A 16,719-nucleotide genomic window follows, 5' to 3' on the forward strand; every position below is an offset into this window, starting at 1 on the left:
CCTAATAGCAAACACTATTTTTTATTCTCAAAAATTGAATTTCTAAAGTCATTCGTTTGATCGAGATAAGCTTTATATATTGCCTGTTTAAGTTTATGAACTCTACTTCTTTCTGGATATATATTCACAAGATAATCCTCAGCATCTTCATTGACAGCATCAGTCATCATTCTTTGAAGCGCATTTATATTTGTTATTGTCACTCTATCTTTTCTGAACCAATCTCCATTTGGGTTAATGAAGCTAATGCTCATTAATTTATTAAATTTAGCTATTCGCTCATTATACATTGCTTTTTTGAAATCAATCCATGATTTATATTCATTATTAAACACTTTCTTAAGCACTAAATCATCAGTTACATTACCGATTTTTTTACCATATGATGTAATAACGTCACCATTTGCTTTTGCTTCTTCCGCGTATTGATTAGAAATATATGGTACCATTCCATCTTTAAAACCTTTTGCAGCTAACAACTCAAACGCCATACGACGACCCATTAAATCACCCGGAGTTCCTTTATCATTACTTAGAGCAGAATATATTGGTGAGAATAGTTTAATTGTATAATATCCATTTCGTTTAAAAGTATTGTCATTTCCATTTTCGTATCCTCTTCTAGTAATGACATCATTTTCAATTAAACTATTAAATGTAGTTAATTTTCTAAGTTCACTATCATTTAAGTAACGAATAACATTAGTTGCATAAACCTTACTTCCATCTGGATCTGTTTCAAATTTATTTTCTATTCTTCTCAATAACTCATTTTTCTTAGAAATATCCAAGTTAACAACTGCATTACCTTCTAGATATTCTAGCATATAAATTACATCAAACATATTATGCATATATGTTTGCAAGTCTTCTGCATTATTAAATCGTTTTGTAGGATCTTTTACCTGAAGTCTAGTTGGATCTTCTGATTCTTCATATTTCAATATAGAGTTAATTGTAATAGTTGGGTCGTTTGGATGATCTGGAGCTTGTAATAATCCTTTAGCATAAAACTCTGGTCCAAGTCCATTTCGTCTTCCGTATCCTCCAAGATAAATTTCTCGATCTGAGTTATGTGTCATTTCATGTGTATAAGTTACCGCACCATCTTTATCAAGCATACGATATGCCATATAATAGAATGCATCCCCTGTAGCGTAGGCTCCATTAGAATTATGAACAACATTATTTCCCGCTGGACCGAAGAAATGTTTTATCGCTGGATGATTAGTTTCAAAATTAGCTTGGTATGTATCTTTATCTACTTTTTCATCTGTACCAAATCTAAATGCATCATAGACTAGAACACTTCTATACAATTTTGATTTATTTTTATCATCTAATATTTTATACCAGTAATCATAGTGATCTCTAAATCTAGCAGCCGCTTCTTTAGCTTTTGTTTCAACATAGTCATTTAAATTAGTTCCTGCTGGATGTTCTTTACTTCTATATCTATCATAAGCTCCAAATCCTATAGTCGAAATGTTCGCAATAATAAACACCGATTTTTCAGGTAATGTTAATAGCGGTAAGACCATACTTGGGTATTTCCAAGATGGGCTAGTTAATCTATCATATACTCCAATTGAATATGGACTACCAGCTATTGATTGCTTATCACTTACCTCTTTAATTGTAGATTTTTCTTCTACTATATAGGCTTTAGTTTGTTCTTTAAACCACTCATTATTTGTTTTATCTGGTACAAAAGCTTTTCTATATTTTTCCAAAGCATCAAATAAATTATTAGTTTTATAATTTTTCGCTAATAAAACGTTATAAGTTATAACATTATTTTTCGCTAGTAAATTATTATATCCAGATTTACCTAGTTCGATAACATTATCTAACGCTGAGCTATTTGATTTACCGAAGAAATCCAAGTGGTACATAATTAAATCTTTCGCTTTTGTATCACCATATTTGAAATTGTACCAACGTTCTAAATATGTTAATCCTAGAAGTAAAGCTTCCTTATTATTTTTAATTTTTTCGATTACATAATTATCTATTATCTTATTATTATTTTCAGCTATTGCAGCATCTGCAGTAAGTAGTTTCGTTAAACTATCTCTCAAGTTATTTTTTGTAGTATCGAATTGTTCTTCTAAATATAATTCCGTTAAACTAACATCCTTAGAAACATCTAATACTTTTCTAATTGCGTCTGATTTATATTGTATACTATTTAACGTTGGTAATACTTTATCTAAAATATTATTATAATTGCGAAGTAATGTATTTGGTGTGTAAATTAATTTTGTATCGCCTATTCTATACTCAGCTACATTTGAAAAATCACTTTGATAATTTACATTAAGTTTCTCTGATGTATTGTCTGCGTAATATAGTAATAATTTATTTATACTTGATTTGTATTTGTTAATATCACTAATTACTTCATTATCTTTCATTGGAACAACTGATAATAATTCTTTATTATAAAGATTACTACTTGACTCTACTAAATTTCCGTACTTAACTATTGTTTCTCTATTATAGAACGGTAATAGTTTTTCTATATTTTTATATACTTTTTCTTTAGATGAAACGGCATTCTCAAGATTTTTATAGTCAGTTACATATCTAGAAGAGAAATTAAAGTCTTCTGTTTTAATAGTATTTCTAGATACAAAAGCAGCTTTTTTCTCTTTAATCTGTGCGTCTTCTAATACTTCTCCTCTTTGAACATCAGAATCCTTAGTTAAGATTTCATCATCTTCTTGTACTACGTTTACAACCTTATTATTTTTGTTGCTATATACATGATTTGCTTTCATGTCAGTGAAATCTTTTCCAGTTATTGCATTACCGTTTGTAACATTAACATCACTTAGCACATTAGATAGTTGACCAGATTTTTCTAATCCGCCTACTGGGTCCCAAAGATTACCAACTACTCCACCAACGTTTGCAAAACGTTGCACATTATTAAGATTTCCTTCAGCATAACTATTACTAATTAGCGCACTATCTTCTACTGCACCAACTATTCCACCAATAGATTGATCCCCTTTAGTTGCGTTTGATGCTAAATCAATTGATGCGAACGACTTATCTATTAATCCCCTCGAACCAGAAAGTTTACCTACTAAACCTCCGATTTGATAACTAGCAACTGTGTTATATGTATTAGTTATTCTACCTGTATAGCTACTGTTAGAAATAGTAGAATTATTAACTTGTGATACTAATCCCCCTATTCCATGTTCCCCAGCTATTGCTCCATCAGCATGAACATTACTAATTACAGTTCTATTTCTCGCTTCTTTCGCTAATGTTGCAGCATCTTCTTTTGATGAAATATTGGCATCTTTTATTGAAATATCTTTTACTGTAGCGCTATTTAGCACATTAAACAGTGGTTTTTTCAGGTTATATATAGCGTAATACTTATTATTATTTTGCCCTATTAATGTTCCATGAAATTCATTTTTCACATAACTTTCTTGACCATCTGGAAGTTCAAGTTCACGAGCATCCATAGTTGCACCTAAACGGAATGTGCCATTAGGAGTGTTATTCATTGCATCTACTAAATTTTTAAATGATGTATAGACACCAGTTTCACTTTGCTGAGTTTTTGGTAAATAGTATGTATAATTTTCTAGTACATTATTATTTTCATGTTGTATCAGATTATTTACACTTGCTACTATTTTATAAACATCTCTATTATCTTTATTAGTATTAGTAATGCTTGTAACTGGTAGCATCACATCTTTAAAATTCTCTGATTTAACTTTCATGAAGTAATTTTGTGGAGCATTTGGCACAGAATCTAATGAAGTAACATGACGATACTTATCACCTTCTTTAGAATATAGTTCAACAGAAGTTATATTTCTAAGTTCCAATTTCTTAATAACTTCTTCTTTAATATCGTCTTTTTTCTCATCTTTATGACGATAAAGTTTATCGTATACTGGTGGAATTTCATTACCTGCTATAATACTCTTAATCCAAGCTAATTGTGTAGGAGATAAAATCAATCCGCCTGAGCGATTTTGTGCTCCATTTTGGTGGACACCAATGACTTCACCATTAGCATTAAATATTCCTCCACCACTCATACCAGGATTTCCACCTTGATATTGAACACCGTAGGTGTTATTCGCATATTCTTGTTCCATTTCTACCCTAGCATCTTTTAAGTGCGTATATTTCCCACCTGGATATCCATGAACATTTAGTTTGTCATTAAGATTTACTTTAGTATAATTTTTAACTAATTCTACATGTTCTCTGTCAGTTGTTGCAGGTAGCTTAATCACTGCTAAATCATAGATAAATCCTTTTGGATAATCTTGTTTATTATAAAAATGGATATCATTAGCAGTAAATCTTCCTTTTCGCCCATCGGGAGTTACCCATTCATATGTATTTTTGGTTTCATCCCCTATGAACTTACCTGTAGTATTATCAGAAGAACTGCTAATAAAATTATGAGCCACTGTTAAAAGTACATTTGGTGCAATAAATGTGGCTGAACCTACTGCTGGCTGAGTATTTGAATTAGTAACAAAATTCATATTAATTAATGCACTAGATTTTTTCTGAATACTCATTTCTTCTGATGTATTAGTATTTTCATTATTTGGTTTAGTCTCTTCTGTACTTGGTCGTTCAATACTTCCAGAAAACTCACTAGGCGGTTCTACTTTTTCTGGTTCTACTATAGCTCCAGCTTGCACTCCTGTATATTCTCTTGGCGATTCTACTTTTTCTGGTTCTACTATAGCTCCAGCTTGTATACCAGTATATTCTCTCGGAGCTTCCACTTTCTCAGGCTCTGCTATTGCTCCAGCTTGTATACCAGTATATTCTCTCGGAGCTTCCACTTTCTCAGGCTCTGCTATTGCTCCGGCCTGTACTCCTGTGTATTCTGGAAGTGGAGCTACTTTCTCTGGTTCGACTATTGCTCCAGACTGGATGCTGGTATATTCTGGTTTTTCAGCTGTCTCAGGGGCTACAACAGCTCCTGATTGCTCACCTGTATATTCTGGTAAGGAAGCATGGGTCTCTGGTTCGACGATGGCACTAGACTGAGTCCCCTTGTACTCTGGTTGTGGAGTTACTTGTTCTGGTTCTACTATAGCTCCAGCTTGTACTCCTGTGTACTCTCTTGGCGCTTCTACTTTCTCTGGTTCTACTAACGCTCCAGCTTGTACTCCTGTATATTCTGGAAGTGGAGCTACTTGCTCTGATTCACCTTTGTCTGTTACAACTGTTTCAGGTAACGCAGGTTGAATTGCTGGTTTGTCTTTATCTGTTACAACTGCTTTTGGCAATTCAGGTTGAACTTCTGGGGTGCCTTTGTTGGTTACTACAGCTTCTGGTAAAGCTGGTTGAACTGCTGGCTCAGCTTTATCACTTACAACAGCTTCTGGTAAGGCAGGCTGGACTGCTGGTTTGTCTTTATCTGTTACAACTGCTTTTGGCAATTCAGATTGAACTTCTGGGGTGCCTTTGTTGGTTACTACAGCTTCTGGTAAAGCTGGTTGAACTGCTGACTTACCTTTGTCACTTACTACCGCTTCAGAAAGCTCTGGTTGAATTGCAGGTTCACCTTTGTTGGTTATAACTGCTTCAGGTAACGCAGGTTGAACTGCTGGTTCGCCTTTATCTGTTACAACTGCTTTTGGCAATTCAGGTTGAACTTCTGGGGCGCCTTTATCTGTTATCAAAGCTCCAGCTTGTACATCCTTATGTTCTGCTAATTGTGATTGAGAATTTGAAGATTGTTTCTCTTCTTTTCTTGGATTGGTTAATTTAGTAGAAACAGGTTTTTCTTCCTGCATAGTTTGTACTTTTGATGGCTTTTCTACAAAATTCGGTGTAACACTATAATCTACCTTTTGTTGATTTGTTGGACTAGATACTGATTTCTCTTGATTATTTACTTTAGATTCAGAAGTTATGTTTCCCTCTTTGATATATCCAATATAAGTGTAACCTGAAATATCTTTAGGAAGAGGTAATTTTTCTCCTGAGATTAATTCATAGTCAGTATTGTAATTCAGTAAGAGATTATTTTCTAAAGCATGAGCTGAAACTAAGACACCATTTCCTATTCCTGCAACCAATACTAAATGTAATACTGTTTTATTCTTAACCTTTTTCTTAGAAACGGAAAAAATTAAAATCCCCAGAGCAGCTAAGCTAACACCAGCAACCAAGGTTTGAACATCATTCTTGCTTCCAGTATTAGGTAATTCTCCCAGTTGATTTTGGGAATTTAATTTATAAACAAGATAATAAGTCTCATCATCATTATCCATGTATGTCGGAATATCATAGACAAGCTGCTTCTTCTCATCTGATGATAGCTCTGACTCTGTCACATATTTATAGTGAACACCTTTAGTCTCTTGAGCCTCTACAGATGAACTACCTAATACAGACATAAAAAATAAACTTGAAATCGTTGCAGATACAAGTCCTACTGATAATTTTCTAAATGAAAAACGCTGCTGTTTTTCACCAAAATACTTTTCCATGATTCCTCCTTGAAATAAAATTTAAAAATATGTAAGGCAAACTTTATTATATTAGCTTGTTATCTTACAAAAAGGTAATACACTTCAATTATACTCTTAATTTACAAAAAAGTCTTAAAATTAAGTTGCGCTTTCATACTTTATTTTATATATAAAATACGAAGGAGCAGGGTTTGTAATTTCCTATTTTCTTTTTGGATAAAATATAACCTACCATGGAATTTCCACGGTAGGTGTTACTTATATTAGCAATCGTTCTAAAAATGGTTTGAGGCAGTTGAGGAGAATTCCTTCTATCCAGCTTTCCTGTGCTGAGGAGAGATGATCTGCCTGAAGGCTTTTTTTTAGAAAATCTCGAACTTGTTCTGGTGCGATTTCAAACTCAAAAGCTTTCATTTTATAGAAAAAGTCGATGAGAGGATCTGACAGGTATGCGGTTGAAAAGGGTACTTCACCACTTTTTCGATATTCTAATAAAAGCCGAGCAAATCGGGATTTTTCTTCAGGAAGCTCACGAAAATAGGAATTGAGGAGCCAGGTCTGCTTCTGCTTTCTTTCAATTGGATCCTGACTAGCAATTCGTTGGTCTTTTTCCAGCTCTTTTTGGTATTGTTTGGCCTTGATAGCCCGTTCTGTTCGATTTTTACCAAAAAGAATTTTCTCCCACTTGCGTTCTTCTTGAGTCAGAGTCTCTGTAAAGCCAAAGTAATCTTGATAGGCACGCTCTGCTGGGCCCATGGCTAGAACTAGATTGTCTGCATATTGCTTAGCTATTTTATCCCTCTTCTTACGCTCTTTTTCTGCCTGGATACGGAGTTCTTGTTCGTAGTCAATTTTCTCCTTACCTAGCTTGACAAGGTAGAGTTGGTCATCTGGCTTTCCAAGTAAAAAGGGTTTGATACATTTTTCTAAGACTTCTTCCATACGAGCCTTTTTCTTTGGCTCTGCCTTGGTCCAACTTCCTCCTTGAAAGACTTCTAGGAAGAGATGGTAGTCTTTCTCAGGTGAGAACTGATTTCCACGATTGGGTTTAAAAACACCTTTTTCCCAGAGCCACTTTAGAAGACGCTCGTCAAAGTCACTTTTATTGATCTTGATTTTTTCCTTTTTCTGGGCTTTTCTGGTTAGATTTTCGACCTTTCTGAGCAGTTTTTCTTCCTCTTCTAGTTGCTGGTCAAGGCTTAATCGATGAAAATGTCGAACACAATCGCTACCAATCGGAAAGAGGCGTTGACCTGTGACGCCGTTAAAGAGTTCGTAAGCGTATTTGATAGCATTCCCACAGACACAATTGCTACGGCCGATACCGTTAAAAATCAAGGAAACTTCATTCCATTCCTTGGTAGCTTGTTCCCAAGTATCCGCTTTTGAAGCCTGTAACACCGCATCATGTAGGGATTTTCTAACTGGAAGTGTCATGAGGTCTCCTTTCTAGATTATACTTTTACAACTTGAACCTCGTTTTTACCTAGTAAAATTAAGTATTTTTCAATATTTTCAATCGAATAGGCTCGAGATAAAGCCTCTCCGTATAGGGATAATTGACTACGATAGCGATCTATGAGTTGACTTGGTTTATCATAGCGGTCTGTCTTATAGTCGAACAGAACGATTTTATCCTCGTAAAGTAGATAGCCATCAAGGATACCACGGACAACGAAATCTTCCTGACTCTTTGGATCTCGTTTGAGCATGGAGAAAGGTTGCTCGCGATAGAGATGGTCGGTATTGGCAAGAATTTCCTGACCGAGTGCTGTGTCAAAGAAAGCTAGAATTTTAGCAAGATTAATCTTGTCTCTGACAGCTGGGCTGGTTTGAACTTGTTTGAGAGTTTCTGTCAGGCTAGCAAGCGTTGGTCGGTGACTTAGGTCAATTCTCTGCATGAGTTCGTGGGTAGCACTACCAATCTCAGCTCCTGTTACCTTTTCTTTGGTTGAAAAATCTGGCAAATCAAAGCTGATTTTCTTGTCTACTGACTGGGCTCGACTAGCAATCTCTACACCTTCCATATCCATAACTGGTTCGTAGAATTTCTTGATTTGGCTTGGGGTTTGAACACTTGGCAATTCAATAGCTGCCTGGTGAAGAGTATTATAAACTTCCACTTCTTTCAGCATTTCAAGAGCTTCCTTAATGGTTTCTGACTGGCGATTGTCTGCCTGGGAGCTATCTTGGAGAGGACTTTTGTTTTCCAATTCTCCTATATCTTCTCTGGTTAACTGATCTTCTCCAACAAAACGATAGCTAAAGTTGAGATGATCCTTAGCAAACACTTTACTGATAGCCCAAATCCAATCTTGGAAATTCCTTGCTTGCAGTCTAGTATTGCTATTTAGTTTTCCATTTTTAGCTGCTGGGTATTCCTTGGCTTCCAGCTTTTCGCGAGAACCCTTGCCGACAAGATAGAGCTTTTTCTCAGCCCTCGTCATGGCAACATAAAGGAGACGCATCTGCTCTGAATAGCTTGCCAGCTGTAATTCCTCTTCATTCTGCCTATAGGTCAGGCTAGGAATGGAGAGTTTGATGGTTTTCGGATAGTGATCTTCCACTGCTCCTGTTTCCATTTTGGCAATATACTTAACACCTAGTCCATTTTTTCGGCTGAGAATGACTTCTGACATGCTGTCTTGCTTGTTAAAATCCTGATCCATATTGAGGATAAAGACGTAAGGAAACTCTAGCCCTTTACTCTTGTGAATGGTCATGAGTTCAACTGCATCTTTTGGCGGTGCAACGGCCACGCTTGCCAAATCGTGTTGGGCTTCTAAGATTTGGTCAATCATACGAATAAAGCGGGACAAGCCCTTGAAATTGCTCTTTTCAAATTGATCAGCACGCAGAGCTAGGGCATAGAGATTGGCCTGTCTAGCAGGACCATTTGGCAAAGCCCCAACATAATCGTAGTAAAAACGGTCGTTATAAATCTTCCAAATCAAATCATAGAGGGAGTGGGTTTTGGCATACAAGCGCCAAGAAGCCAAGATATCCATGAATTGCTTTAGTTTCTCAACTAGAGCCGTGTGAATCAAGTTTTTCTGGCTTGTTACCATTTTTTGTGCATTGACTAGCTTATCATAGAGATTTTCTTGGATTTTATCCTCTGCTTTCTGAAGGGACAAGCGTGCTAACTCGTCCTCATCAAAACCAAACATTGGAGACTTCATAAGAGCAACCAAGGCGTAGTCTTGCAGAGGATTGTGAATGACACGAAGGGTATCTAGCATGACTTGCACTTCTAGGGATTGGAGATAATTGTTTTGCTCTCCGTCAGTTTTGACAGGAATTCCGTACTCAGACAGGGCGAGGAGAATCTGGTCATTACGACTGCGACTGGAGGTCAGAAGGGCAATTTCTTTAAAGGAAACACCTTTTTCCTGATGAAGTTTCAGAATCTCCTTGATAACCAAGCGCATTTCGCCTGTTAATTTCGTTTCTGCCTGCACCTCTTCTTCCTCACCTGTGTCGTCCTTATCATAGAGGAGAAATTCTGCCTTGTTGTCTGGATTGGGAGTCAGTTTGGTATTGGCAAAAACAAGCTGGTGCATGTTATCATAGTTGATTTCGCCAACCTCTTGGTCCATAAGACGTTCAAAAACATCATTGGTTGCTGACAGCACTTCTGAACTACTACGGAAATTTTCCTTGAGGAGAATCAACTTGCCTTCTTGGGAATCTTGTGCATAGCGTTGGAATTTCTCATTGAAAATCTGCGGATCTGCCTGACGGAATCGGTAGATGGACTGCTTGATATCTCCCACCATAAATCGATTGTGGCCATTAGACAGCAATTCCAGCATCCGTTCTTGAATATGGTTGGTATCCTGATACTCATCGACCATGACTTCGTGGAAGCGATCCTGATAAGCCTCACGGACTTGCGGGAATTTCTCTAAAATCTCAATGGTGTAATGGCTGATATCAGCGAATTCAAAGGTATTTTCCTGGCGCTTACGTTCACGATACGCCTCCACAAAGTCACCCATGAAGGCTTGGAAAGTCTTAGCTAGTTCCCATGTATCTCCATGATAACGTTCTTGATAGTCGAGAATGGTTATCTGGTCTGACAGTTGTCCTAGTTTAGCAAATTGGGTCTTTCTCTCTTCGTTGTAGGCATCGGTCAGTGGCTTCAAATCAGCCTTACGACTGGCATTAGTCAGGGCCCGACCGTTTTTCTCTTTCGAAATTTCGACAACACGCGCAAGCGCCGTTTGGTAAGCCTGACTATCGGACTCTTGATTCAAGGAACCAATTTCATCCAGAATCAACTGGACATTTTCTAAATAAGCTGCCTTGGGAAACTCCTTAGCATCATTATCCAGATGATAACGGAAAAAGCTTTCCAAATCCCAAAGGGTTTGTTTGATTTGCTCAGTCAGTTTTTCTTTTTCACTCGTAAAATCAGCTTTCTCAAAGCCTTTGAGGAAAGATTCACTTAACCATTTCTGAGGATTACTGGTAGATTGGAGGAAGTCATAAATTTTGTAAACTTGCTGGCGCAGCCCCCGTTCATCTTTTCCACGTCCAGCAAAGTTTTTCAGCAAATGACTAAAGGTCTCTTTCTGTTTACCTTGGTAATGCGCTTCAAATACCTCATGAAAGACTTCATTTTTTAGAAGAAGTTGTTCGCTTTGGTTTTGTAAAATACGGAAATTAGGCGCAATATCAAGTAGATAGCCATGTTTACCAAGGAATTTTTGTGTGAAAGAGTCCATGGTTCCGATGGCAGCATTGGGTAGGTCTGCCAACTGGCGACCCAAGTGTTGTTTGAGCTCGACATCATTCGTTTCTTGGATTTGTTGGCTGATTTTTTTCTCCAAACGTTCCTTAAGCTCTGTGGCAGCCTTGACGGTAAAGGTTGAGATAAAGAGTTGAGAAATTTCGACACCACGCGCCAATTGATCTAGAATGCGCTCTGCCATGACAAAGGTTTTACCAGAACCAGCCGACGCTGAGACAAGAATATTCTGACCAGAAGTATAGATGGCTTCAATTTGCTCGGCAGTTTTCTTTTGTTTCTTGCCCGAATGCGCTTCTGCTTCTTGCAGTTTTTGAATTTCTTCCTCAGTTAAAAAGGGAATGGGCTTCATCGATTCAACTCCTCTCTTATTTTTTCAAACCAAGCTTGCTTGAGTTTTTCTCCGACAAGACGCTTGCCGTCAGCCAAGTCCAACTTTTCTAGAAAACGGGCTTGGCCCAAGTGGTAATTGGCTTCAAATCCTGTGATGGCTTGATGTTGCTGAACATACGGTGCAATACTTCTGCCATTTTCAGTATAAGGGTTAATGGCGAACTGACCTTCTAAAATTTTCTCAGCTGCTTTCTTGTAAAGTTGGGCATTGTAGTCCAGTAGGAGCTGAAATTCCTCATCCGTCAGCTGATTGGCCTTATTTTTATTGTAAAATTCACCCAAATGACTGCTTTCTTTTTCTAAAAAGAGGCCTTGGTATTTCATTGACTTGCTAGCTTCTACTACTGCACCTGCCAGACTTTTAACGGCCATCAAAGATTGGACAGGCTCAGCCATTTCCAAGTACATGGCACCAAAAAAGTTCTGCTCCCCTTCTCTTTTTAAGGCAGCTAGATAAGTTGGCAACTGAGAATTGAGACCATTAAAGAAATGAGGAAACTGGAACTGAGTTAGACTAGACTTGTAGTCTACTACTCCTATCGCCCCATCAGCTTTCAAGCGGTCAATGCGGTCAACCTTACCTCGTACAAAGACACTCCGACCATTGTCCAATTGAATAAAGGCTTGGTCTTTTCCACCAAAATTTGCCTCTTCTTTAATAGTCTCGATGGCTGGATTGTGTCTGAGAATATGTCCAGTCGTCCGTGCAACATCCAGAAGAACTTCTTTGGTAAACTGGGCTTCCAAACTTTCTTGATAAATAGCTTCAAATTCGCGTTCTTGACTGGTTTCTTGAATAGCTTGTTCTAGACGGTGGTCAAAGGAATCTTCATCAGGCAACTGCAAGGCACGTTCAAAAATTCGGTGCAAGAAATTTCCGTGACTGCGGGCATCAGGACGCAGGCGTAATTCCTCCTGCAAGCCTAAAACATAGCGGAGGAAATAACTGTATTGGTTCCGGTAAAACTCCGTCAAACCAGAGGTAGACAGGTAAAACTCCTGTTCTGCAGGATAGAGAGCTTGCAAGGTATCCTTGGTCAAGGGCTTACTGCTTGGGCTTGTTGGTAGGGCTGGATTTGCAAGGCCGTGCTGGTTTAGTTTTTTACCCATCACACGAGCCAGAACCTTGACAAAGGTCAAATCTTGCTCAGTCTCACTCATCTCACCCTGCTGGTGATAGGCAACCAAACTAGACAAAAGACTGTGATAGGACCCCATATCCTCCTTAGACAGCCCTTTGTGATTCATCCTCTTCTCTCTCCGACTAAATCCAAAATGGACCAGCTCTTGAAGATAGGTTGATTCCTTACTTTCACTTTCATTAAAAAGGCTTGGAGCCGACAAGACCAACTGCTTACGAGCAGAATTGACCAAGGAAATCATGGTATAGCGATTTTTCTTGAGATTTTCACTGCTGGCAATCAGCAATTGTGCTCCCTCTTCAGTCTCTTGGTTTAGGTTTTGCCTTTCTTCATCTGTCAAAAGACTGGTGTTTTGCGCGATTTTTGGTAAATTGTCCTGAGTCAGACCAATGGCATAGACAAAGTCAGCTGTTAAGGGCGCAATCAAATCGTAACTCTGCACTAGAACAGTGTCCACTGTTGCTGGAATGGTACGGTATTGGGACAAACTCATTCCAGAATGGAGCAAGGCTAAGAAGTCCTCTAGACTAACCTGTGAACCAGCAAAAACAGTCGCAAATTGTTCTAAAACATGACAGAAAGCCTTCCAAACTTCGGCTTGTCTTTCCTGTTCTAGGGCTTCCATAGTGGCTGTCAAATCTTGCAACTGCTTGGTCACCGCTCCCTCTTTTAGAAAGACATTCCATTTTTGTAGGAGATTTTCAGTCTTTTGTTTTCGACTGGTAAAGAGGGTTTCAAGAGGGGTTAAAATACGCAGACGAAGAGCATTCAAACGCTCAAGACTAAATTTCCCATGGTGGGATTTGGTAAAGGTTTGCTGAAAGGCTGGTAAGCCATTGATGCCAAGATAGCGGATATATTGCTCAAAAGCATCAATATCAGACTGATTAAGGTCGGTATATAAACCAGTTCTGAGGAGATTAATCAAATCTTCCTGACGGAAACGATAGCGTTTTAAAGCTAAAATAGACTCGACAAACTGAGTCAAGGGATGATGCGCCATGGATTCGCTTCTACCAAGATAGAAAGGAATCTGATACTGGTCAAAAATCGTTTTTAGAGATAATTGATAAGAAGGCACATCACCTAAGAGAATACGGAAATGCTTGTAACTCAGGTCTGGATTGGCATGTAATTTCTGACGGATGCTACGGGCTACCAACTCCAACTCTTCTTTTTGCGTCAAACAAGACCAGATTTGTAAGTTTTCACGATCCTTCTCATCGACATCCAAAGTGAGTTCTGAAAAGTCATAAGAAGACTCCAGCAAACGAGAGGCCTTGTCAAAACTATCCATCTTCTCATGAGTTTGAGAATAATCCTGAGCAGGAGTTTGGTATTTAGAGGCCAGATGATGGAGAAACTCCACACTAGCTTGGTAGAGATTGCCCTCGCGAAAAGGACTGGCATAAGCTTTCTTACTAGCATAAGCCCCAATGACAATCTCAACACCCTTGCCATGAAGTAGATCCACGATTCGCTCTTCCTCAGCAGAAAAACGGGTAAATCCATCAATGACTAAAGCAATTTGAGTGAAATCACTACTAACTTTGTCATCCTCAATAGCCTCAATCAAATGGGACAACTGACTTCCCTGAGCTAACTGGCCTTGATTGAGATAGGCCGTTACTTTCTCAAAAATCAAGAGCAAATCCGCTCGCTTATCCTCATCAGTCAAGCTTTCCAAGTCCAAAAAGTTCATCTGAGCAGTCGCTATCTCATGATAAAGCTCAATCAACTGCTGGATAAATTGAGGATCCTGCTTGATAGCTCCATAAACACGTAAATCCTTAGGATCAAGTTCAACAAGGCATTTATAAAAGACCATCCCAAGTCCAATGTCATCTAGACTGGTTTTAGCAGGCAAATCATTTAAGACCAGATAACGAGCCATCTGCGCAAAGCGCGTGACGGTAATCGCAAAAGAAGCCTGCTGGGACAAGCATTCCAGCACGGCACGTTCCTTTTCAAAAGAAAGAGAGTTAGGAGCGATATAGAAGATCCGCTTGCCAGCAGCAACTAGCTCTTCTGCCTCTCTAGTTAGAATTTCTGTTAAAGAAGTCCGAATATCAGTATAAAGTAATTTCATCTCTGCCTCGTTGCAATTTTCATTACCTTTTATTATACCATGATTAGCCACCCAAGTCTGTAAATAATCAGTTCTTGCTCATCCGTTGAAAAGAAAATGCCGGAAAGTTCCGACATTATTTTATTAAGCTAACTTCCTGAAAATAGGAGTAACCACACGTCCCAAAAGGCAGTGATATTAATGAGAATATGAACTAGTATTGGATAGTAGAGATTTTTAGTCATGCGATATAATAGAGCCAAAATAAAACCTCCACTAGCATAAATGAAAAAAGCAAGAGGAGTTAAAGCAAAATTGATATGAATATAACCGAAAATAATAGCAGAAAGCAAAACATCTCCGTACCAAGGTGAGTTTTTGAAAAAGGTTGTCATAAGCACACCGCGATAAATCAATTCCTCAGCAATAGGGGCGATGAAGCAAACGATGAGCAAGAAATAAGGGAACTCCTGTCGTCCCATCATTTCTACCGTTTCATTCAAAGAAATCTGATTTGAAGGCGTGGATATGAAATACGAAAAGAGGAGATCAGACATATATGAAATGATGTAGCCCAGTAAAAGGTAGATAAAGTACCTCAACTGCCACTTAAAATGAAAAGTTTGCTTTCCTGCAAAAACTAGTAGGTAGATGACCGCTAAGAAAAGAACTCCACTCTCCATCAAAAGAAGAATCTGAAAAAATTCACGACTTGCTGGTAGATAAGGCTTTGCGAGGTGATTGAAAAGCCCCCAAAACCATGTTGATTTGTAAAAAATTAAGGACAATGCTAGTAAAATCTGAATAATCCGTTTTTTCATATTAAACCCTCTGTTTTCCTTGACTAGATTATTGAATATAATGATTTACTTAACTGTATAACAAGTTTAGTATAGCATATCTTTTCAAAATATCCTCTTCAAATCATGAATTGCCCTCAAAGCATCCTAAACTGTAAAATCACTTAGTCCCAAGCTTCTTATCAATTTCTTCTCAAAAATATGCTATAATAATACCAAAAGATAAAGAAGGAAAACCTATGATTAAACTACTAGCCTTGGATATGGATGGAACCCTCCTCAATGAAGCTAAGGAAATTCCACAAGCTCACATTACTGCTATTCACCAAGCCATTGAAAAAGGTGTCAAACTGGTTCTCTGTACGGGTCGCCCGCTTTTCGGTGTCCTTCCCTACTATAAAAAACTGGGGCTGGACCTCCAGAATGAGTATGTCATTGTCAATAACGGTTGCTCAACCCACCAGACCAGTGACTGGGGATTAGTTGACTGGCAAGAACTCAGTCCATCTGACATCGAATACCTCTATGACCTAGCTGAAAAAAGTGATGTTCAGTTGACCCTTTTTGATGAGGAACATTATTTTGTCCTCGGTGGCAAGCCCAATCAAGTCATCCAAAATGACGCCAAACTAGTTTTTTCAGACCTGACTGAAATTTCTTTTGAGGAAGCGACTAGTGGTAAGTATCGTATGTTCCAAGGTATGTTTTTGGGAACAAAAGAACAAACAGATGATTTTGAAGAGCGTTTTGCTGAGGAACTCTGCCAACGATTCAGTGGAGTTCGTTCGCAGCCTGTCATTTATGAAGCTATGCCACTTGGTACGACAAAGGCTACTGCTCTTTCTCGACTGGCAGAAATTTTGAAGATTGATTCCTCAGAGATTATGGCCATGGGCGATGCTAATAACGATATCGAAATGCTCCAGTTTGCAGGGCTTGGCATTGCTATGGGAAATGCCAGCGATTATGTCAAATCTCTTGCGGATGCCGTTACAGCAAGCAACGAAGAAGACGGCGTTGCGCGTGCTATTGAGAAATATATTTTATAATTAAGAAGCCCAGTTCGTGTCAACTGGGT

At 38.2% G+C, this 16,719-nt stretch carries 6 protein-coding genes; 1 reads left to right on the plus strand and 5 read right to left on the minus strand.

From position 1 onward, the window contains the following. Positions 1 to 14 precede the first annotated feature (14 nt). The 5 genes from HMPREF0851_RS06760 to HMPREF0851_RS06780 form a co-directional block, all read right to left on the minus strand. A complete protein-coding gene (locus HMPREF0851_RS06760) occupies positions 15 to 6,503 on the minus strand; it encodes a ZmpA/ZmpB/ZmpC family metallo-endopeptidase (protein ID WP_000417198.1) in 6,489 nt (2,162 codons plus the stop codon). Positions 6,504 to 6,743: 240 nt separating this feature from the next. Continuing rightward, entirely contained in the window at positions 6,744 to 7,922 is a 1,179-nt protein-coding gene (locus tag HMPREF0851_RS06765) for a hypothetical protein (RefSeq protein ID WP_000174762.1), read from the minus strand. 17 nt (positions 7,923 to 7,939) lie between these two features. Beyond that, positions 7,940 to 11,590 carry a helicase-exonuclease AddAB subunit AddA gene (gene addA / locus HMPREF0851_RS06770; protein ID WP_000802632.1) on the minus strand — a complete coding sequence of 1,217 codons (3,651 nt, stop codon included), beginning with the start codon at positions 11,588 to 11,590 and terminating at the stop codon, positions 7,940 to 7,942. After that, a complete protein-coding gene (gene rexB / locus HMPREF0851_RS06775) occupies positions 11,587 to 14,862 on the minus strand; it encodes an ATP-dependent nuclease subunit B (RefSeq protein WP_000772315.1) in 3,276 nt (1,091 codons plus the stop codon). The genes addA and rexB overlap by 4 nt, the downstream gene beginning before the upstream one ends. 128 nt (positions 14,863 to 14,990) lie before the next feature. Continuing rightward, positions 14,991 to 15,662 (minus strand): CPBP family intramembrane glutamic endopeptidase, encoded by a 672-nt coding sequence (locus HMPREF0851_RS06780; protein ID WP_000746014.1) that lies wholly within the window; start codon positions 15,660 to 15,662, stop codon positions 14,991 to 14,993. Between the two features lie 218 nt (positions 15,663 to 15,880). On the opposite strand from HMPREF0851_RS06780, the gene HMPREF0851_RS06785 reads away from it, so the two are divergent. Next, positions 15,881 to 16,690: a Cof-type HAD-IIB family hydrolase gene (locus HMPREF0851_RS06785; RefSeq protein ID WP_000593594.1), complete on the plus strand. Its 810-nt coding sequence runs from the start codon at positions 15,881 to 15,883 to the stop codon at positions 16,688 to 16,690. The last annotated feature ends 29 nt before the right edge of the window (positions 16,691 to 16,719 follow it).

The organism is Streptococcus sp. M334, from assembly GCF_000187745.1.
GTDB lineage: Bacteria > Bacillota > Bacilli > Lactobacillales > Streptococcaceae > Streptococcus.